General features: G+C 74.0%; 13 protein-coding genes. 10 read left to right on the forward strand and 3 right to left on the reverse strand.

Annotated elements, in window-relative coordinates:
• Positions 1–173: 173 nt before the first annotated feature.
• Genes EDD54_RS21940 through EDD54_RS21950 form a run of 3 tightly spaced genes read left to right on the forward strand, consistent with a single transcriptional unit; the run spans position 174 to position 5102 of the window.
• On the forward strand, positions 174–2354 hold the full coding sequence (locus EDD54_RS21940) for a peptidase domain-containing ABC transporter (protein ID WP_245515865.1): 2181 nt from the start codon (positions 174–176) through the stop codon (positions 2352–2354).
• Positions 2317–3666 carry an HlyD family type I secretion periplasmic adaptor subunit gene (locus tag EDD54_RS21945; protein ID WP_126540715.1) on the forward strand — a complete coding sequence of 450 codons (1350 nt, stop codon included), beginning with the start codon at positions 2317–2319 and terminating at the stop codon, positions 3664–3666. The genes EDD54_RS21940 and EDD54_RS21945 overlap by 38 nt, the downstream gene beginning before the upstream one ends.
• The gene (locus tag EDD54_RS21950) at positions 3663–5102 is read left to right on the forward strand and encodes a tetratricopeptide repeat protein (protein ID WP_126540716.1); all 1440 of its coding nucleotides are present in this window, start codon (positions 3663–3665) and stop codon (positions 5100–5102) included. The genes EDD54_RS21945 and EDD54_RS21950 overlap by 4 nt, the downstream gene beginning before the upstream one ends.
• Positions 5103–5118: 16 nt before the next feature.
• On the opposite strand, the gene EDD54_RS21955 is transcribed toward EDD54_RS21950, so the two are convergent.
• Entirely contained in the window at positions 5119–6396 is a 1278-nt protein-coding gene (locus EDD54_RS21955) for a vWA domain-containing protein (RefSeq protein ID WP_165645088.1), read from the reverse strand.
• Positions 6397–6597: 201 nt separating this feature from the next.
• Positions 6598–8325 carry an alpha/beta hydrolase family protein gene (locus EDD54_RS21960; protein ID WP_126540718.1) on the reverse strand — a complete coding sequence of 576 codons (1728 nt, stop codon included), beginning with the start codon at positions 8323–8325 and terminating at the stop codon, positions 6598–6600.
• A 205-nt stretch (positions 8326–8530) separates the two neighbouring features.
• Between EDD54_RS21960 and EDD54_RS21965 the strand changes: the two genes are divergently transcribed.
• A complete protein-coding gene (locus EDD54_RS21965) occupies positions 8531–10465 on the forward strand; it encodes an autotransporter assembly complex protein TamA (protein WP_165644773.1) in 1935 nt (644 codons plus the stop codon).
• A gap of 10 nt (positions 10466–10475) precedes the next feature.
• Positions 10476–15089 carry a translocation/assembly module TamB domain-containing protein gene (locus EDD54_RS21970; RefSeq protein WP_126540720.1) on the forward strand — a complete coding sequence of 1538 codons (4614 nt, stop codon included), beginning with the start codon at positions 10476–10478 and terminating at the stop codon, positions 15087–15089.
• 17 nt (positions 15090–15106) lie between these two features.
• Here the strand turns inward: EDD54_RS21970 and EDD54_RS21975 are convergent, their stop codons facing one another.
• Positions 15107–16456, reverse strand: coding sequence for an NAD(P)/FAD-dependent oxidoreductase (locus EDD54_RS21975; protein WP_126540721.1), 1350 nt, complete (start codon positions 16454–16456; stop codon positions 15107–15109).
• Between the two features lie 219 nt (positions 16457–16675).
• On the opposite strand from EDD54_RS21975, the gene EDD54_RS21980 reads away from it, so the two are divergent.
• From EDD54_RS21980 to EDD54_RS22000, 5 genes are all read left to right on the forward strand, one after another.
• Complete coding sequence (locus EDD54_RS21980) at positions 16676–17755, forward strand: type III polyketide synthase (RefSeq protein WP_126540722.1); 1080 nt, start codon at positions 16676–16678, stop codon at positions 17753–17755.
• Positions 17752–18486: a methyltransferase domain-containing protein gene (locus EDD54_RS21985; protein WP_245515867.1), complete on the forward strand. Its 735-nt coding sequence runs from the start codon at positions 17752–17754 to the stop codon at positions 18484–18486. The genes EDD54_RS21980 and EDD54_RS21985 overlap by 4 nt, the downstream gene beginning before the upstream one ends.
• A complete protein-coding gene (locus EDD54_RS21990) occupies positions 18483–19571 on the forward strand; it encodes an NAD(P)/FAD-dependent oxidoreductase (protein WP_166653479.1) in 1089 nt (362 codons plus the stop codon). The genes EDD54_RS21985 and EDD54_RS21990 overlap by 4 nt, the downstream gene beginning before the upstream one ends.
• Positions 19572–19641: 70 nt before the next feature.
• Entirely contained in the window at positions 19642–20163 is a 522-nt protein-coding gene (gene mog / locus EDD54_RS21995; RefSeq protein WP_126540723.1) for a molybdopterin adenylyltransferase, read from the forward strand.
• A gap of 23 nt (positions 20164–20186) precedes the next feature.
• Positions 20187–20630 (forward strand): winged helix-turn-helix domain-containing protein, encoded by a 444-nt coding sequence (locus tag EDD54_RS22000; RefSeq protein WP_126540724.1) that lies wholly within the window; start codon positions 20187–20189, stop codon positions 20628–20630.
• The last annotated feature ends 14 nt before the right edge of the window (positions 20631–20644 follow it).

Consider the following 20644-nt stretch of genomic DNA (forward strand, 5'->3'; position numbering starts at 1 on the left):
CGCGTTAACGCGCAGCCTTTCGCCGGTCGATTCGTAAACCCGCGGTAACGCACGGTTAACCAAGCGGGTGGACACTCGCGGTCGACAAGAGGCGATCCGTGCAAGACGGCGGGGGCGGTTCGGACATGCGTGACGGCGACCCTCTCGAGGGGTCCGTGGAAGGTGGTGCGTCGGTGGACGCCGCGCTGGCCGCCTTCGCGGTGATCGCGGAGCGCCAGGGCGCGGCGCTGTCGGCGGCCCGATTGGCGGTCCGGCACGGCGTCGACGGACCGGTCGCGACCGACCGTCTCGTCCGCATCGCGGAGGCCGAGGGCTTTCGGGCGCGCGCCGCCAAGCTCGACTTCGCCCATCTCGCCGGGCTCGGCGAGGCCTATCCCGTGCTGCTGCGCCTCACCGACGGCTCGACGCTGATCGCCGAGGGCTTCGTGCGCAACGACCGCGTCGAGGCGGTGATGGTGCGCGACCCCGCCGCGCCGACCGCGCCGATGGTGGCGGTCGACGCGGTGCGTCTCGGCGCGCTCTGGGACGGCGAGACGGTGTTCTTGCGCCGGCGCCACGACGTCACCGCCGAGGACCGGCCGTTCGGCCTCGGCTGGATGGCCGGGATGGTGCTGCGCGAGCGCCGGCTGTTCCGCGACGTCGCGATCGCGGCGCTGGTGCTGTCGGTGCTGACGCTGGTGCCGCCGTTCCTCTACATGATCGTGATCGACAAGGTGCTGGTGCACCACCGCACCGAGACGCTGCTCGCCACCTTCGGCGTCGTGCTGGTGGTGCTCGGCTTCGAGACGGTGCTCGGCTACCTGCGCCGGGCCATGGTGGCGACCGCGACCCAGCGGATCGACGCCCGCATCCAGGTGCAGATGTTCGATCGTTTGGTCGGCCTGCCGATCGACTTCTTCGACCGCACCGCCACCGGCCTCGTCGCCTACAAGCTCGGCGAGGTCCGCCGGATCCGCGGCTTCCTCACCGGCCAGCTGTTCACCACGCTGCTCGACGCCACCACGCTCGTGGTGCTGATTCCGGCGATGATCCTGCTCGACGCCACGCTCGCCGCCTTCGTGATCGCGGTGTCGCTGGTGATGGCGGTGATCGTGTTCCTCTACATCCGCCCGATGGCGGGGGCCTACCAGCGCGTGCTCGAGACCGAGCACAAGAAGAACGCCTTCCTGATCGAGGCGATCCACGGCGCCCGCACGGTCAAGTCGCTGGCGCTCGAGACCCGCAAGCGGCGCGAATGGGACGTCCGCGTCGCCGCCTCGGTGCGGGCGCAGACGGCGCTGCAGAACCTCGCCAACCAGCCGCAGACCCTGCTCGCCCCGCTCGAACGGCTGATCTACGCCGGCTCGCTCGCCCTCGGCGGCTGGATGGCGATCCACGACGACAAGGCGATGTTCGCCGGCACGTTGGTCGCCTTCACGATGATCGCGACCCGCGCGACCCAGCCGATCGTGCAGATCGCCGCGCTGATGCAGCAGGTCCAGGAGGTCCGCGGCGCGGTCGCCCAGGTCGCCTCGGTAGTCAACGTCGCGCCCGAGCCGCGCCGGTCCGGCGGGGCGCGGCCCGAGATGTCGGGCGAGATCTCGTTCACGGACGTGCGCTTCTTCTACCCCGACGCCCGCACGCCGGCGCTCGACGGCGTCTCCTTCGCGATCGAGCCGGGCACGGTGGTCGGCATCATGGGCCGCTCCGGCTCGGGCAAGACCACGGTGACGCGGCTGCTGCAGGGCCTGCACCAGGGCTACGAGGGTCTCGTCAAGTTCGACGGCGTCGAGCTGCGCGAGATCGACCTCGACCACCTGCGCTCCAAGATGGGTGTCGTCCTCCAGGAGAGCTTCCTGTTCCAGGGCTCGATCCGCGACAACATCCTCGCCGCCGCCCCCGACGCCGGGGTGCAGGCGATGATCGACGCGGCCCGGCTCGCCGGCGCCGAGGAGTTCGTCGAGCGGCTGCCGCGCAGCTACGACACGCCGATCGAGGAGAACGGCTCCAACCTCTCCGGCGGCCAGCGCCAGCGCCTCGCGATCGCCCGCGCCCTCGTCACCGATCCGCCGATCCTGGTGTTCGACGAGGCGACCAGCGCGCTCGATCCGGAGAGCGAGGCGATCGTCAACGCCAACCTGCGCCGGATCGCGCACGGACGCACGGTGATCGTGATCTCGCACCGCCTGACCTCGCTGGTCGACTGCGACCAGATCCTGGTGATGGACAAGGGGCGGGTGATCGACGCCGGCCGCCACGGCGACCTCCTCGCCCGCTCCGACGTCTATCGTCACCTGTGGTTCCAGCAGAACCGTCACCTTTCCCGGGACGACGCCGATGACCACGGTCACGCGACCGCGCACGCGCGCGGCTGACGCCGCCGCGCTCGCGGCCATCACCGACTTCCAGTCCGATACCGCCGAGATCATCGCGGAGAAGGTGCCGCTCGTCACGCGGATCACCCTGCACGTGATCGCGCTGATGGTGGCGACCGCGATCGCGCTCGCCACCGTGGTGCCGATCGAACGGGTGGTCAGGGCGCGCGGACGGATCGTCCCGACGTCGCCGACCATCGTGGTGCAGCCGCTCGAGCTCGCCACCGTGCGCTCGATCCTGGTGCGCGACGGCGAGGTCGTGCGCAAGGGCCAGCTGCTCGCCGCCCTCGATCCGACCTTCCAGGCCGCCGACGTCCAGCGCCTGTTCCAGGAGCGCGCCCATCTCTCCGCCGAGGTGGCCCGGCTCGAGGCCGAACTCGCCGGCGCTGCCTACACCCCCGCCACCGACGACGCCTGGGCGGCGGTGCAGCGGGCGCTCTACGACGCCCGCGCCGCCGAGCACCGCGCCGCGCTGGCCCGCTACGACGAGAAGCTCGCCGCGGTCGGCCACAGCATCGCCAAGACGGAGAAGGAACTCGGCTACTACCGCGAGCGGCTCGGCCTCTTCAACGAGGTCGAGGCGATGCGCACGACGCTCGAGGAGAAGAAGGTCGGCTCGCGGCTGCAGAGCCTGATCGCCACCGACAGCCGGCTCGAGATGGAGCGCAACGTCGCCGACGCCGCCGGCGTGATCGAGGCCTCCCGCCACGAGATGGAATCGCTGCGCTCCGAGCGGGTGGTCTACGAGAAGGGCCGGATCGCGGAGATCGCCCGCGACCTCGCCGACAAGCGCATCGCGCTCGACCGTGCCACCGAGGAGAGCGCCAAGGCGGCGCGCCGGCGCGACCTCGTCGAGCTGCGCGCCGTCGAGGACGCGGTGGTGCTGCAGGTCGGCACCTTCTCGGTGGGCTCGGTGGTGCAGCCGGCCGAGAAGCTGATCACCATGATGCCGCTCGGCACCACGCTCGAGATCGACGCCAACCTCGCCGCCGACGATCAGGGCGTGGTCAGGGTCGGCGACGAGGTCGCGGTCAAGTTCGACGCGTGGTCCTTCGCCGAGCACGGTTCGGCGCGCGGCATCGTCCGCTCGATCAGCGCCGACAGCTTCACGCCGAAGGAAGGCGACGGCCGCAGCTTCTTCCTCGCCAAGATCGACATCGTCGACGAGACACTGCGCGACGTGCCCGCGGACTTCCGGCTGGTGCCCGGCATGCCGCTGACCGCGGACATCGACGTCGGCACCCACACGCTGCTGCGCGCCATCGTCGGCAGCACCTTCAAGACCCTCGACGGAGGCTTTTCGGAGCCATGAGCCTCGGTGACGTCCTCGCCGGCCTGTTCACGCGCGACCGCGGCCGCAAGGCGCGCCTGCGCGGCGACGCCGCCCGCGCCGCCGGTCGCTTCGGAGAGGCGGCCAAGGCCTACGCCGCCGCGGCCGAGGCCGGCGACGCCGAGGCCGCCCACGCCCTCGGTCGCGCCTACGAGGCCGGCGAAGGCGTGATCACCAATCCCGCCGACGCCGCGGCCTGGCACCGCAGGGCCGCCGATGCCGGCCACGCCGGCGCCCAGGCCCGTCTCGCCGCGCTGCTGGTGACCGGCGCGCCGGCGCCGGCCGGTCTCGAGCGCCGTCCGCCCTCGATCGCCAAGCTGTTCCCCGGCGGCGGTGGGCTCGCGCCCGACCACGAGGATGCGCGGCGCTACGCCGGAATGGCGGCGGAGGCGGGCAGCATCGACGGCGCCGCCACGCTCGGCTTCGTGCTCGCCTCCGGTCTCGGCGGTCCCGCCGATCCCGCCGGCGCGGCGACGTGGTACCGCAAGGCCGCGGAGGCCGGCCACGTCGAGGCCGCGCTCGGGCTCGGCACCCTGCTCGCCGGCGGCCATCTCGGCGCGCCCGACCACGGCGCGGCCCGGCAGTGGTTCGAGAAGGCGGCCGCGGCCGGCAACCCGACCGCGTTCATGTCGATCGGTGCGCTCCACCTCTACGGCCTCGGCTGTCCGATCGACCTCGAGGAGGCGGCGCACTGGCTGACCCGCGCGGCCGAGCGCGGCAACGCCCAGGCGATGCGCCATCTCGGCCAACTGCTCGTCGAGGGTTTCGGCGTCGGCAAGGACCTCGTCGCCGCCGAGCGGCTCTTGCGCCGGGCCGCGCTGCGCGGCGACGCCGACGCGATGGCGAGCCTCGGCGACCTCCACTCGCGCGGCAACGGCCGGCCGATCGACGAGGAGGAGGCCGCGCGTTGGTACCGGGCGGCGGCCGAGAAGGGCCATTCCGGCGCCCGTGCCCGGCTCGACCAGATCGGCAAGGTCCGCCGCGGCGAGCCGCGCGAGACCGCGCCGCCGCCGCCGCGCACGCTCGAGGAGCGCGCCGCCGCCGGCGAGGTCGCGGCCCAGGCCGAACTCGGCGTCGCCTTCGCCACCGGCAACGGCCGGACGTCCGACGCCGCCGCCGCGGTGTCGTGGTGGCAGCGCGCCGCCGAGGCCGGCCACACCCAGTCGATGATCAATCTCGGCCGCTTCCTGATCCGCGGCCTCGGCGTCGAGCGCGACCACGGCCGTGCGGTGGCGCTGCTCGAACGGGCGCTTTCGGCCGGCGACACCGCCGCGGCGGTCGCACTCGGGGAATACTGGGCCTGGTTCGCCGAACCGCGCGACCTCGCCCGTGCCCGCGACCACCTCGCGGTCGCCGCCGCCACCGGCGACGAGCGCGCCCGCGGCCTGCTCGGGGAACTCGACGCCCGGACGGGGTGATCCCTCACCCGCGCGGTCAGGACGACAGCCGCAGCTTGGTGATGTTGCTGAGGATCTTGGCGAACACGCTGGTCAGCGCCGACGGGTTCGAAACGTCGTAGTAGTAGTCGGAGCTGGTGGCGCAGTTCTGGAGCAGGGTCTCGTTGCCGTCGATGACGCGGACGGTGAAGACCGTTATCCCCGCGCTCTTCATGCCCGTGCAGATGGTCGTCGTGTTGGTGTCGATCTGGCTCGACGTCTGTCCGAGCACGTTGCCGGTGTTGAGGCCGTCGGTCAGGACGATGGCGTAACGCGAGATCTTCTTGGTGCCGCTGGCGACCTGGGCGTTGGAGGCGATGCCGCCGGGCGTCAGCATGTTCCAGCCCCACATCGCGCCGACCGGGATGTTGGTGGCGCCGTTGGCGACGAGGGCGTTGATCCGGGCCTTGGCCGCGGTGAAGTCGGTGGTCAGCGGCATCATCTGCGAGTTGTAGCAGTAGTCGTAGTCGCGCGGGTAGAGCGACGCGGGCTTGGTGGTCACCGGGGCTTCGTTGGTGGTCGTATAGGGCGAGACGCGGTCGCTGACGCAGCCGGTCCACGTATAAGTGTAAGTGTCGCAGGTGTACTGGTAGTATCCGCCCCAACGGCTGGTCGATATCCACCTGTAATAGCAGTTCTGATAGGTCTTCTTCGGCCCGAGCCAAGTGGCCGTATCGTAGCCCGTGCCGACGTTGACCGTGACGCCGAACGGCACGATCGCGACCGAGGCGCGGCCCGCCTTGCCGGCCTGGGTGGCGGCCAGCTTGTCGATCATCGACGTCGCCGCGGTCTTGAGGGCCGTCAGCTTGCCGTTGTCGTTCATCGATCCGGTGTTGTCGAGCACGAAGGCGATCTCGACGTAATCGGTGCCGAAGGTCGCGGTCGACTTGGCCTTGAAGGCGAGGGTGTCGACCCGCACGATGCCCATCACCGCGCTGTCCACGGTCGCACTGGCGTTGACGGTGACCACGCCGGTGTCGCTGTTGTAGGCGTAGGACGCGCTCCAGGACTTGAGGTCGGAGGTCCTCATCTCGTTGGAGAACACCGCGTTCATGTCGGCGGTGATCTGCGCCGAGGTCTTGCCGCGCTCGATATCCTTGGCGACGACCAGGGCCACGGTGTCCGAGGCGTTCTGAAGGCGCGCCTTGCCCGCGGCCATGCGGCTGAAATCCACCGCGGCGCCCGAGGCGAGGACGATGGGCATCACCGCCAGCGCGAAGGTCACCGCGACGTTGCCGCTCCGGTGCGCAACGAGGCGTCGCGCGGTGCGTACCATGGATTGCAGGCGATCCAACATTTCTTGCTTCCGACCCGCGTCTGTCAAAATAGACGATACGGTAGGAAGAATGCCCGGGCCTTAAAGCGATTGATGCAAATTGAATCGATCTCCGCCGCGGTGTTCCGGCTTGGTGGACGACAGGTTTCCGAGATCGCGGACTCCCCGGGGGCCATCCGCGCCGAGCGGGCGGATCGGGGATCAGGACGCGCCGGCGATCGCGGCGAGGATGCCGGCGACGCTCGCGCGCGCGGCGGCAGGCGTCAAATTGTGGTCGGTGTCCGCGACGAGTCTGAGCGAGGCGCCGGAGAAGGCCGAGAGTTCGGCGCCGCCGGGGCCGAAGGCGTCCTCGATCAGGCCGACGCCGCCGTCGGTCTTGCCCGAGACGAAGGCGACCGTGGTGCCGCGGGCGGCGAGGCCGGCGACGAGGTCGCGGGCGGCGCGCCGACGCGCCCGTTCCGCCGCCCGGGCGGCCGGCAGCCGCGCCGCCACTCGGCCGGCGAGGCGGCGCAGGAGGTTCCGCGGGTCGACCTCGCCCTTGAGGATGCGCAGCACGATCCGGGGATCGAGCGCCTGCTTCGCCACCGCGCCGATCGGGCGGACGTCGCCGGCGATGGCGGCCGCGACCGATTCGCGGGGGTCCCAGACGAGACGCAGGATGTTGACCGGCACCACCGCGCGCGCCGCCGCGATCCGCGGCGCGGCGTGCAGGACGGCGTAGGCGCCGCTGCAGCGACCGGTCAGGACGAGGTCGCCGAAGCCCTCGCCGACGAGGAAGTCGGCGGCGGCGACGACGTCGTCCTGGTGAATGACGGAATAGAGCAGTTCCGCGTCCTCGGCGCCGGCGGGCGGCAGGCCCTCGCCGACGGCCGAGAGGTCGACGCGGAGCGCGGCGACGCCGTGTGCGGCGAGACCGCGGGCGAGGTCGACGCCGAATCGGGCCCAGCCGACGTGCGGGTCGCGGCCGGCGTTGGCGATCACCACCGCCGTACGTGCCGCGCGTGCGGCGGGGCTTGTCAGGACGCCGTAGAGCCGGCCGGCCTCGGCGAAACGGACGCCGACCTCCACGAAGCCGGGGCCGACGAGTTCGTCGGAGGCGGGCGCGGCGGCGACGGGGCGCGGCCGGGCATGGCCGGCGGGCACCGCGGCGGCGAGCCATGAGAGCAGCGCGTCGTGGGTGGCGCGCGGCGGCTCGGCGCGGGTGGGGTCGCCGACCGAGGCCTCGTAGTCGGCGTAGGCGACGAGTTCCGCCGGCCCGGACGGCGTGTGCAGCCGGCCGGCGAGCGCCTCCTCGGTGTTGCGGGCGGGGCGGGCCGCGACGAAGGCCGCGGGCACGTGGAACTCGGCGCTCCGGAGGTCGATCCGGCCGAGATCGGCGGCGACGCCGGGCGGCAGGCGGAAGCCCGCGACGGCCACGGCGTCCGGCAGGGTGCCGCCGACCATGGCGCCGAGCGCCTGGATCTCGCGCAGGTGGGTACGGCCGGAGACCACGGGCGCCAGCGCCGCGAAGCCGGCGAGCCAGGGCGCATCGGGATCGAGGCCGGCGAGCACCAGCGCGGCGCCGACGCCTTCCGCCACGACGACGATCCGTTCGGCGCCGCTCAGTTCCTCCAGCCGGACGCGGGCGGCGGCGAGCGCGGCGCTCCAGCCGGCGAGGTCGGCGGCGCCGTCGTCGAGGCTGTCGCCGGTGCCGGGGTGGTCGTAGCGCAGCACCGGGTAGCCGGCGGCGGCGAGCCGTTCGGCGAGTATCCGACGCGCCCTGGCCTGGCAGAACGCCTCGTAGCCCCAGGTGCCGACCATCAGCACGGCGGTGGCGCCGGGGGCCGGATGATAGAGGCCGGCGCAGCCGGCGAAGGCGACGGGACGGCCGACGGTGCCGGACGGGCCGGGCCGCGGGGCGCCGGACAGGATCTGATCGGTGAGATTCAAGGGTCCGCAGGTCCTGCCGGTATGGTTTCCGAAAGGGTATGCCGACATCCTTTCCCGGAGGTTGAGACCATCGGGGGATCCCGTGCGTTGTCCGAACGCGGGATCGCCGGGATCGGTCCCGGCCGGGTTCCTGGGCGCGTCGGTATCCGATAGGATGCGCCCGTGGGGCGGCTCGCGAGTGTACGGGCGTCGAGGGTCGAACGGGATGGGACAGGGTCGGAACGACAGGGCGCGCGGCCTCTCCGCGGGCGTGGCGGCGCTCGCCGTCTGCCTCGGCGCGACGACGGCCGCCGGCCCGGCGCGGGCGTTCGAGCTCTTCGGCGTCCACCTGTTCGGCGAGAAGGCGCCTGACCCGGAGGCCTCGCCGGACGCGCAGCCCTACGCGATCGACGTCTCGGTCGACACCGGCGACGACGACCTCGCGACACGGATCCGCGACGCCTCGGCCCTCTACGCGGACCGCGACGACACGCCGCCGCCCTCCACCGCGGCCTTCCTGTCCAGGGTGTCGGCGGAATACGCCCGTCTCGTCGGCGCGCTCTACGCCGAGGGCTACTACGGCGGGGCGGTGACGATCACCGTCGACGGCCGCGACCCCGCGACGATCGAACCCGATGCCGTGCTGCCGAAGCCGGTGAAGGTCGCGGTCTCCGTCTCGACCGGCCCGCGCTTCACCTTCGGCAAGGTCGCCATCGACGGCCGCGCGCCGCCGCGGCCGGACCTCGCCGATCGCAAGACCCCGACCCCGGAGAGCCTCGGTCTGGTGCCGGGCGCGACGGCGCGCTCGACCGCGGTGCTCGGCTCCGAGCGCGTGCTGGTCGACGAGTGGCGGCGCCAGGGCTTCCCCAAGGCGGAGATCGCGAAGCGCGACGCGGTCGCCGACCATCCGTCCTCGACGCTCGACGTCGGCATCGACGTGAAGTCGGGGCCGGCGGCGGTCTACGGGCCGGTGACGGCCTCCGGCACGGAGCGGATGGATCCGGCCTTCACCGCCTGGATGACCGGCCTGAAGCCCGGCGCCCGCTACGATCCGCGCGACCTCGAACGCGCCGCGGCGAACCTCCGCCGGCTCCAGGTGTTCGCCTCGCAGCGCCTCGTCGAGGCCGACGCGGTCGGGCCGGACGGAACGCTGCCGATCGACGTCAAGGTGGCCGAGCGGCTGCCGCGGGTGTTCGGCGCCGGTGGCTCGTTCTCGACCACCGAGGGCGCCGGCGTCGAGGGCTACTGGGAGCACCGCAACCTGTTCGGCGAGGCCGAGCGGCTGCGCTTCGAGGGCCGGGTCGCCGGCATCGCCTCGACCGACCCGACCGACTTCTCCTATTTCCTCGGCACCAGCTTCGTGAAGCCGGGCATCCTGACGCCCTGGACCGACCTCACCGCCGCGGTGAACGGCGAGCGCGAGGTGCTCGACGCCTACACCCAGAACACCGTCCGCGGCCGGGTCGGCCTCGCGCACGCGTTCTTCGAGGGTCTGAAGGGCGAGGTCGCCGCCAATCTCGAGGCGGTCCGCATCGAGGATGCCGCCGTCGAGGACGACTTCCTGATCGCCAGCCTGCCGGCCTCGCTGACCTGGGACACCCGCGACGACGCGCTGGAGCCGACCGAGGGCTTCACCCTCACCGGCAAGCTCGAGCCGTTCCACGAATTCTCCTACGGCAACACCGGCGCCGTCACCGAGCTCGAGGGCACGACCTATCTCGCCCTCGACGCCGACGCCCGCTTCGTGCTGGCCGGCCGCGCCGCGGTCGGCTCGATCGCGGGGGTGCCGCAGGACGAGTTCCCGGCGAGCCGGATGTTCTTCGTCGGCGGCGGCGGTTCGGTGCGCGGCTACGACTACCGCAACGTCGGCCCCCGCGACGCCACCGGCGACCCGATCGGCGGACGGTCCTACGTCGAAGCCTCTGTGGAACTGCGCGCCAAGGTGACCGACACGATCGGCGTCGTGCCCTTCCTCGACGCCGGGCAGGCCTTCGCCTCCTCGCTGCCGGACTTCTCCGAGGACCTCGCGCTCGGGGCCGGCATCGGCCTGCGCTACTACACCGGCCTCGGCGCGATCCGCGTCGACGGCGCGGTGCCGCTCAACCCGGGTCCGGGCGATCCGGCCTTCGCCGTCTACGTCGGCCTCGGCCAGTCGTTCTGAGGAGATCCCGATGCGCCGTCCCCTCGCCGTCCTCCTCGGCCTCGTCTCGCTCGTGTCCGCCGCCTTCGCCGTGTTCGCCGTCGCCGGCGCGCAGGAGGACGACAGCGCGGAGAAGGGCGCCTTCGTGCGCTTCGTCGAGGACACCATCTCGACGCCGGACCGCAAGATCTCGCTCGGCTCCATCGACGGTGCGCTGTCGTCGGACGTCACGATCAGCCGGATCACGATCGCCGACCGCGACGGCGTCTGGCTGACGATCGAGCGGCCGCACCTCGTCTGGAGCCGGCTGGCGCTGCTGCGCGGCCGGCTCGACGTCGAATCGCTCGAGGCCGAGAGCATCACGGTGACGCGGCCGCCGCTGCCGTCGACCACGGTCGATCCGGCGGCCAGCCCGGGCTTCGCGCTGCCGGAGCTGCCGGTCGAGGTCCGGATCGGCAAGCTCGCGGTGCCCGTGATCGCGCTCGCCCAGCCGGTGATCGGCGAAGCGGTGACGCTGTCGGTGGACGGCGCGGTGTCGCTCGCCGGCGGCACGCTCGATTCCAACGTGCAGGTGCAGCGCACCGACGCCAAGCCGGGCCGGCTGGCGCTGGTCGCCAAGTTCGAGAACGAGAGCCGCCGGCTCGACCTCGACCTGAAGCTCGAGGAGCCGGAGAACGGCGTCGTCGCCAGCCTGATCGGCATCCCCGGCCGGCCGGCGGTGGCCTTCTCGATCGCCGGGTCCGGCCCGCTCACCGACTTCGGCGCCGACGTCGCGCTGTCGGCGGCGGGCGAGCGCCGGGTCTCGGGGCGGGCGACCATCACCGAGAGCGCCGGCGCCTACCGCTTCCTCGCCGATGTCGACGCCACGCTGGCGCCGCTCGTCGACGACGCGTTCCGGCCCTATGTCGAGGGCGCGTCGACGCTGGCGATCGACGCCACCTACGGCGCCGACGGCACGGTCCGGCTCGACAAGGCGGACATCCGCTCCGCCGTGGCGGCGCTGACGGCGAGCGGCGCCTTCGCCGCCGACGGCTTCCCGACCGCGCTCGGTCTGACCGGCAGCTTCGCCGATCCGGACGGGCCGGTGCTGCTGCCCGGCGGCGGCAAGGTCGACCGCGCCGATGTCACGCTCGCCTTCGGCGGCGGCAGCGATCGTTGGACGGCCTCCTTCGACCTCGCCGGCCTCGACACCGGCACGCTCCGGACCGCGCGCACCACGCTGACCGCGGCCGGCGCGGCGGAGAATCTGCAGGATCCGGCCAGGCGCCACGTCTCCTTCGAGGTCGCCGGCGCGCTGCGCGATCTCGTCGCCGCAGACCCGAACCTGTCGCGCGCGCTCGGCGGCGGCTTCGAGCTGACCGCCCGCGGCGACTGGACCGCCGGCGCGCCGGTGACGGTGGAGATCGCCGAGGTCAAGAATCCCAACGCCGCCGTGCATTTCGCCGGCCGGATCGACGGCGCCACCCTCGACGGCCGCTACTGGCTCAACGCCGGCGACATCGCGCCCTTCGGCGGCCTCGCCGGCGCCGAGGTGTCGGGCGCGGCGACCCTCGACGCCAGCGGCACGATCGGCGCGGCGACCGGCGCCTTCGCGCTGACGATCGCCTCCGAGACGGTCGACCTGAAGCTCGGGTCGCCGCAGGCGGACGCGCTGCTCGCCGGCCGCACCACGATCGCCGGCGGCGCCTCGCGCAGCGTCGACGGTCTGCGCTTCTCCGACCTCAGGATCGAGAACCCGCGGCTGAAGGCCCGGCTCGACGGCGCCTACGACCTCGACAGGGCCGACCTCTCGCTCGGCGCCGAACTCGCCGACCTCGCGGTGGTCGCGGCGGGCGCGGCGGGACCGCTGTCGGTGTCGGCGTCGATCACCGGCGAGGGCACCGCGCCGGCGGTGACGGCGTCGCTCTCGGCCGATCGGCTGGTGCTCGACGGCAAGACGCTGCGACAGGGCCTCGCCCGCTTCCAGGGACGGATCGCCGGTTCGGCCGTCGACGGCGCCCTGACGCTGTCGGGCCGGCTCGACGAGGTCGCGATCGACGGCAAGGCGACGGTCGCCTCGCCCGCCGACGGCAGCCGCCGCATCGAGGGTCTCGCGGTCACCGCCGGGCCGAACCGGCTCACGGGCGCAGTGACGGCCCGGCCGGACGGCCTGTTCGAGGGCGGCCTCTCGCTCGACGCGCCCGACCTCGCCGTGGTGGCGCCGCTGTTCCTGACCGAGGCGAGCGGCCGGCTCGCCGCCGAGGTCACGCTCGCCGCCGCCGAGGCGAAGCAGTCCGCGACGGTGTCGGCGACCGCCTCGGGCCTGACGGTCGAGGGCAACGCGGTCCGCTCGGCCGAGCTCTCCGCCGCGATCGGCGACCTCTTCGGCGTGCCGACGATCCAGGGCCGCTTCGAGGTGCGCGACGTCGCCGCCGGCGGGGTCGCGGTCGACCGCGTCACCGGCACGGCGGCCTCGCGGGCCGGCGGCGGCACCGACTTCGACGTCTCCGCCGACCTCGCGGAGGGCACCGCGGCCGTGACGGGAGCGCTGGCGGCGGTCGAGGGCGGCTACGACCTCACCCTTTCCCGCCTCGACGCGGCCCGGGCACCGAAGCTCAAGGCCGCGCTCGCGGCGCCGGTGACGGTGGCGGTGCGCGGCTCGACCGTGACGATCCCGCAGGCGACGCTGACCGTCGGCGACGGCCGGGTGGTGGTCGGCGGGCGGGTCGCCGACACGCTCGACCTCGCCGCCACCGTGACGCGGCTGCCGCTGGCGCTCGCCGACGCGGTGGCACCCGACCTCGGCCTCGGCGGCACGCTGTCGGGCAGCGTCGCGGTGACCGGCCCCGCGGGCGACCCGTCGGCGCGCTTCGACGTCCGCGGCGACGGCGTCACCGCGGCGGCGCTGAAACGCGCGGGCGTCGCCGCGCTGAAGGTCACGGCGAACGGCACTTACGACAAGGGCACGGCACGTTTCACCGCCGACACCGACCTCGGCGGTGGCCGCGTCCGCGTCACCGGCTCGGCGGGATCGGCGCTCGACGTCGATCTGCGCGTCGACGGCCTGCCGCTGGCGCTGGCCGACGCGGCCTCGCCGGGCCTCGGCGCCCAGGGCCGGGTCGACGCCACCGCCAAGGTGACCGGCACGCCGGCGGCGCCGCAGGCGACCTTCACGGTCCGCGGCAGCGGCATCTCGGTGGCGGCCTCGCGCGAGGCCGGCGTCGGCGCGCTGGCGGTCGCGGCCGAGGGCCGCTTCGCCGGCGAGACGGTCGACCTTTCGACCGTGAAGGTGACCGGGCCGTCCGGCCTCGCGCTCACCGCCTCCGGGCGGGTGCCGACCGGCGCCGGCGCGCTCGACGTCGGCGTGCGCGGTCAGGTGCCGCTGTCGCTCGCCGACCGGACGCTGGCGGTGCGCGGCACGCGGGTGTCCGGCACCGCGGCGGTGGATCTCCGAATCGGCGGGCCCGTGACCGATCCCCGCGTCACCGGCGCGGTGACCGTGTCGGGGGCGAGCATCTCGGACCCCGCGACGACCATGAAAATCACCGGCATCGAGCTCCGCCTCGCCCTCGCCGGCGACCGGGCGGTGATCGAGCGGCTGTCGGCGCGGGTCGGCGGCGGCTCGGTTTCGGCCTCGGGCAGCGTCGGGATCCGGCCGGGCTCGGGCTTCCCGGTCGACGTGACCGTCTCGCTCGACCGCGCCCGCGTCACCGACGGGCAGGTCGTCACGGCCGTGCTGAACGGCCGGCTGACCACGTCCGGACAGGCGGCCGGCGCGCTCGCCGTCGGCGGCGGCATCGACGTGGTGCGCGCCGAGATCACGGTGCCCGAACGGCTCGGCTCGGCCGCGACGCTGCTCGACGTCCGCCACCGCCTGCCGCCGATCAACGTGCGGCGGACGCTGGAGCGCGCGCAGATCGCGGTGTCCGGCAAGGCCGCGGGCGGCGGCGCGGCCGCGTCGTCCGGTGGCATCACGGTGAACGTCACGGTGAACGCGCCGCGGGCGGTGTTCGTGCGCGGCCGCGGCATCGACGCCGAACTCGGCGGACGTGTGACGGTGACCGGGCCGGTTGCGGCGATCCAGCCGGTCGGCAGCCTGACGCTGATTCGCGGCCGGCTCGACGTGATCGGCCAGCGCATCACCTTCACCTCCGGCGAGGTGACGCTGGTCGGCGACCTCGACCCCTACATCGACCTCGTCGCCACCACCTCGTCGTCGACGATCACGGTGACGGCGTCGATCTCGGGGCAGGCGTCGGACCCGAAGCTGACGCTGTCGTCGGTGCCGGAACTGCCGCAGGACGAGGTGCTCGCCCACTTCCTGTTCGGGCGCTCGCTGTCCGACCTGTCGCCGGTGCAGATCGCGCGGCTGGCGGTGGCGGCGGCGCAGCTCGCCGGCGGGGGTGGCGGCACCGACGTGCTCGGCCAGCTCAGGAACGCGGTCGGTCTCGACGACCTCGACGTCGTCACCGATTCCAAGGGCAACGCCGCGGTGCAGGCGGGGCGCTACATCTCGGACAACGTCTATCTCGGCGTCACCGCCGGCGCGAACGGGCAGTCCAACGTCTCGGTCAACCTCGACATCACCGACAATCTCAAGGCCCGCGCCGAGGTCGGGCCCCAGTCGGGCGGCAAGGTCGGCGTGTTCTACGAGCGGGAGTATTGAGGACCCGCCCCGGGCGTTCAGCGCTCCCGGATCCGCTCGCGGATGCCGTACCAGACGTAGGCGGCCTTCAGGCCGAAGCGGCGCACCAGCGGGTGCAGCAGCGACGGCGGCAGGCCGGCGACCGGGGCGGGTACGGCGAGCGGGCCGGTGCCGCCGCGGGCGACGCCGTCGGCGAGGGCGCGGCCGGCCCAGGTGGCGGCGGCGACGCCGCTGCCGTGCCAGCCGAAGCCGTAGGAGACGCTGGCGTCGTCGGGCAGCCGGCCGATCGCCGGGGTCAGGCGGCCGGTCAGGCAGACGAGGCCGTTCCAGAAATACTCGACGTCGACGTCGCGCCAGGCCGGGAAGACCTCGCCGAGCCGGCGCACCAGCCAGGACTTCATCCGCATGTCCTCGGTCGGCGAGCCGGAGGTGCCGCCGCGGGCGCCGAACAGGAAGCGACGGTCCGGCAGCAGGCGGTAGTAGAACAGGAGGTCGCGGGCGTTGGAGAGCACGCATTCGGTGCGCCAGCCGCAGGCCGCGAGTTCCTCCGCCGTCAGCGGCCGGGTGACGACGATGTTCGACAGTGCCGGCAGGGTGCGGTTGGCGAACTCGGCGCGGAGGTCGTCGGGCGTGTAGCCGTTGGTGGCGAGGATCACGTCGCGGGCGCGGACGGTGCCGCCGGTCGTGACGAGGCGGTGGCGGCCGCCGTCCTTCTCCCAGGCGACGACGCGGCTGTCGCCGTGGATGCGGGCGCCGTGGCGCTCGGCGGCCTCGCGCAGGCCGGCGACGTATTTCAGCGGGTGCAGGCCGAACGGGCCGTCGATGCGCATGGCGCCGAACTGCTCGGTGCCGCCGTGGCCGACCTCGGCGAAGGCCTCGCGCGACAGGAAGCTCGCCGGCTGGTGCAGCCGCTCGCGCCAGAAGGCGGCGGCCTCGCGCAGCTCCTCGACATAGGCCGGGTGGTGGGCGACCTCGAAGGTGGCGTCGCCCTGCGGGTCGGCGGCGATCGCCTCCTCGGCGAGCAGGGCGCGGACGAGGTCGACGCCCTCGCGCTGGCTGGCGTACCACGCCAGCGTCTCGGCCTCGCCCCAGCGGCGGATCATCGCGCCGGCGCCGATCTTGGCGGCGGGATAGGTGGCGAAGCCGCCGCTGCGGCCCGAGGCGCCCCAACCGATCGCGCCGGCGTCGAGCACAACGGCGCCGATGCCGTGGTCGCGGGCGAGGTGGAGCGCGGCGGAAAGGCCGGCGTAACCGCCGCCGACGATCGCGACGTCGGCCTCGACGTCGCCGGCGAGGGCCGGCGCCGGCCGCACCGACGCGCTCGCCTGCCACCAGGAACGCGGCGTGCGGTCGGTACGATGGACGTCCGGGTGGTAGACGGTGGTCACGGGCGATACCTTTGCGCGGGCGAAACCTTGCGGCGGTTCGCACGTATTACCCGGGTAACAGCGCCGACGGAACCGGTCGCGGACAAGGGGACCGCATCGGGGCCGTGTCGTCGGCGCCGCCGCATCAGCACCGCGTCAGCTTCGCGGGTCTAGCGTCCGCCGGTCTCGCTCGGAGACCGCGGCCGTCCCTCCCCCCCCGGGCCGCGAGGAGTTCGCGTCATGACCACCGCCCACCTCAACCGGATCGGGACCGCGGTCCCGTCCCACGACGTCCACGGCACCTTCGTCGACTTCGCCGCAGGCCTGCTCGGCGAGCCGCGCAAGCAGGCCGTGTTCGCCCGCATGGCCGAGCGATCCGGCATCGAACACCGGCGCTCGCCGCTGAAGCCGACCGGCGCGGCCGGTGCCGCCATCGAGGCCGAGGCGTTCTACCGCCGCGGCTCCTTTCCCTCGACGGGCGAACGGATGCGCCTCTACGCCGCGTCTGCGCCGGACCTCGCCGTCGAGGCGGTCGCGGCGCTCGGGCCCGAGGAGGACCTTTCCGGCGTCACCCACCTGATCGTCGTCAGCTGCACCGGCTTCACCGCGCCGGGGCTGGATCTCGAACTGGTCGCCCGGCTCGGGCTCGATCCCGGCGTCGAGCGCACCATCGTCGGCTTCATGGGCTGCTACGCCGGGATCAACGCGCTCCGGCTCGCCCGCCACATCGTCCGGTCCGACGCGGCCGCGCGGGTGTTGGTGGTCTGCCTCGAGCTCTGCACGCTGCATCTCCAGGAGACCGACGACCTCGAGCAGGTGCTGTCCTTCCTCGTCTTCGGCGACGGCTGCGCCGCCGCGCTGGTCTCGGCGGAGCCGACCGGCATCGCGCTCGACCGCTTCCGCACCCTGCTGTCGCCCGAGGACCCCGGTCTGATCACCTGGACGATCGGCGACGGCGGCTTCGAGATGGTGCTGTCCGGCAAGGTGCCGGCGGCGGTGTCGCGGGCGCTCGCCGCCCACGGCCGCGACCTCTTCGGCAATGCCGCGCCGGAGGACGTGCCGCTGTGGGCCGTCCACCCGGGCGGACGCTCGGTGCTCGACGCCGTCGAGGCCGCCTTCGCGCTGCCGGCGGACCGGCTCGCCGCCTCGCGCGGGGTGCTCCGGCGCTACGGCAACATGTCGTCGGCGAGCGTGCTGTTCGTGCTCGCCGACGTGCTCGCGGCGCGCCCGGCGGCGGGGGAGGCTGGCTTCGCCTGCGCCTTCGGGCCGGGCCTCACCGCCGAGACGATGCACTTCCGCGTCGCGGGAGGGCACGCATGACCGGCTTCTCCGCGGCGGCGCGCTCGAACGAGCCGGAGTGGATGGACGACGGCACGGTGCCCTACGAGGTGTTCCGCGCCCTCCTCGCCGACCTCGAGCGCGTCAACCGGCTGAGCCTCGGCTACCGGCCGACGCTCGCTTTCCTCGACCGCCTCGCCCGCGCCGGCAGGCTGCCGGCCGGCCGGCCGCTCGCGGTGCTCGACATCGGTTCGGGCCGCGGCGACGGCCTCCGGGCGATCGCGCGCTGGGCGGCCCGGCGCGGGGTGGCGGTGCGGCTCACCGGCGTCGACCTCAGTCCCTGGTCGACCAGGGCTGCTCGGGAGGCGGCCGCCGCCGATCCGGCCGGGGAAGGGATCGACTTCGTCACCGCCGACGCCTTCGCCCACATGGCGGCGATGGCCGAGCCGCCGGACGTGGTGGTGTCCGGCCTCTTCACCCATCACCTCGACGACGCCGCGCTGGTGCGTTTCCTGGCGGCGATGGAGCGGCACGCGGCGCTCGGCTGGTTCGTCAACGACCTCCACCGCCACGCGGTCAGCTACCACGGCTTCGCACTGCTCTCGCGGCTCTTGCGCATGCACCGCTTCGTCGTCCACGACGGCACCGTGTCGATCGCCCGCGGCTTCGTCGCCGCCGACTGGCACCGCCTCCTCGCCGCCGCCGGCGTCGAGGGTGCGTCGGTGACCTGGTGGATGCCGTTCCGGCTCTGCGTCTCCCGGGTGAATCCGTGAGCGCGGCCGACGTGATCGTCGCCGGCGGGGGGCCGGCCGGGGCGGCGGCGGCGATCGGCCTCGCCGCCGCGGGGTGCCGGGTCGTCGTGGTCGAGCGGAGCACGGGGCCCGAGGACAAGGTCTGCGGCGAGTTCCTGAGCGGGGAGACCATGACGCTCGCCGCCCGGCTCGGCGTCGACGTCGCCGGCCTCGGGGCGCGGCCGATCGGCCGGGTCGGCGTGCCCGGCGGGGCGGCGGTGCGCTCGGTCGCGCTGCCCTTCGCGGCCGCCGGGCTGTCGCGCCGGCGCCTCGACGAGGCGCTGCTCGCCCGCGCCGCGGCCGCGGGAGCGGAGATCCTGCGCGGCGGCGCGGTGCGCGGCTTCGCCGTCGACGCGGACGGCGCCACGGTGACGCTCGACGGCGGCCGGGTGCTGGCGGCGCGGCGGCTGGTGGTCGCCACCGGCAAGCACGACCTGCGCGACCACCACCGGCCGCAGGGGCCGCAGGGCGACCTCGTCGGCTTCAAGATGCACTACGCACCCGCCGATCCGTCGGCGCTCGACGGCCGTGTCGATCTCCTCGGACTTCCCGGCGGCTACGCCGGGCTGCAGCGGATCGAGGACGGGCTGGTCAACCTCTGCCTGCTGGTCGGCCGCGACCGGCTCGCCGCCGCCGGCGGCTTCGACGGCGTCGTCGCCGACCTCGTCCGGCGGACGCCAGCGCTGGCCGGGCTCCTGGCACGGCCGGTGCTGCCGCGACCGCTGGCGATCGCGCGGCTGCCCTACGGCTTCGTCCGCCGCCGGGCCGACGGGGTCCGCTGGGTCGGCGATCAGGCGGCGGTGATCCCGAGCTTCACCGGTGACGGCATGGCGATCGCGCTCTGGACCGGCACCGAGGCGGCGGCCTCGATCCTCGCCGGCGAGACCACCGACGCTTTCCAGGCCCGGGTGGCGGCGACGCTCGCCGGGCAGGTCGGCCGCGCCGCCGCGGTGTCGCGGCTGATGGTGCGGCCGTGGTTCCAGACGCTGGCCGCGACCGCCGCCGCCCGGCTTCCGGGTCTCGCTCGGGCGCTGGCACGGACCACGCGCCTGCCGGTGGCGGTGTGAGCGCCGCCGCTTGCCTCGGCGGGGTCCCCGGCCTATGGCTCGACGGTGCGCGCGGGAGCGGAGGATCGCCATGGTCAGGATCGGGATCGTCACGGTGTCGGATCGGGCGAGCCGCGGCGAGTACGCCGACGAGAGCGGCCCGGCGATCGCGGCCTGGCTCGCGCGGGCGGTGACGAGCCCCTACGAGACGCTGGTGCGGGTGGTGCCGGACGGCGTCGCCAGCGTCGGCGACACGCTGGTGGCCCTCGCCGACGAGGACGGCTGCGACCTCGTGCTGACCACCGGCGGCACCGGTCCGTCGCCGCGCGACCTGACGCCGGAGGCGATGGCGGCGGTGGTCGAGAAGGAACTGCCGGGCTTCGGCGAGCTGATGCGGCGGATCAGCCTCGAGAAGGTGCCGACCGCGATCCTGTCGCGGCAGACCGCCGGGATCCGCGGCAGCACGCTGATCGTCAACCTGCCGGGCAAGCCGGGCTCGATCCGGGTCTGCCTCGACGCGGTGTTCCCGGCCGTGCCCTACTGCCTCGACCTGATCGGCGCCGGCCGGATCGAGACCGATCCGTCGGTCTGTGCCGCCTTCCGGCCGGCCTGATTCCAACGGGAGATCGACCGCCGATGACCCGCGAGGCGCGACGGACGGCGACGGCGGAGGCCCGTGACGGCGCGGACGCGGCCGGCCCCTTGGACGCGCCCGGCCTCAAGCTCCGGATCGACTTTGCCGGCGGCGCGCGTATCGGGCCGGGCAAGATCGACCTCCTGGAGGCGGTGGCGCGCACCGGCTCGATCACGGCGGCGGGCCGTGCGCTCGGCATGTCCTACCGCCGCGCCTGGCTGCTGCTCGACGCGCTGAACCGCACCTTCGACACCCCGGTCGTCGCGACCGCCGCCGGCGGGGCGGGCGGCGGCGGCGCCGAGGTCACGCCCTTCGGCCTCGAGTTGATCGCGGCCTATCGCGCGCTCCAGGCCGACTGCGCCGCGCTGGCGGCGGCGCGCTTCGGCGTCTACGCGGCCCGCCTCGCGCCGGACGCGCCCACGACCGACGCCCTCGGCGGGGATTGACGACCCGCGCGCGC

The sequence above is a fragment of the Oharaeibacter diazotrophicus genome (genome assembly GCF_004362745.1).
In the GTDB taxonomy this organism is placed as follows: Bacteria; Pseudomonadota; Alphaproteobacteria; order Rhizobiales; family Pleomorphomonadaceae; genus Oharaeibacter; species Oharaeibacter diazotrophicus.

Bases quoted from the DNA above. Each gene is read 5' to 3' on its own strand.
- EDD54_RS21945 (WP_126540715.1), top strand. From the start codon at position 2,317: ATGACCACGGTCACGCGACCGCGCACGCGCGCGGCTGACGCCGCCGCG.
- EDD54_RS21950 (WP_126540716.1), top strand. From the start codon at position 3,663: ATGAGCCTCGGTGACGTCCTCGCCGGCCTGTTCACGCGCGACCGCGGC.
- EDD54_RS21955 (WP_165645088.1), bottom strand. From the start codon at position 6,396: ATGGTACGCACCGCGCGACGCCTCGTTGCGCACCGGAGCGGCAACGTC.
- EDD54_RS21965 (WP_165644773.1), top strand. From the start codon at position 8,531: ATGGGACAGGGTCGGAACGACAGGGCGCGCGGCCTCTCCGCGGGCGTG.
- EDD54_RS21970 (WP_126540720.1), top strand. From the start codon at position 10,476: ATGCGCCGTCCCCTCGCCGTCCTCCTCGGCCTCGTCTCGCTCGTGTCC.
- EDD54_RS21980 (WP_126540722.1), top strand. From the start codon at position 16,676: ATGACCACCGCCCACCTCAACCGGATCGGGACCGCGGTCCCGTCCCAC.
- EDD54_RS21985 (WP_245515867.1), top strand. From the start codon at position 17,752: ATGACCGGCTTCTCCGCGGCGGCGCGCTCGAACGAGCCGGAGTGGATG.
- mog (WP_126540723.1), top strand. From the start codon at position 19,642: ATGGTCAGGATCGGGATCGTCACGGTGTCGGATCGGGCGAGCCGCGGC.
- EDD54_RS22000 (WP_126540724.1), top strand. From the start codon at position 20,187: ATGACCCGCGAGGCGCGACGGACGGCGACGGCGGAGGCCCGTGACGGC.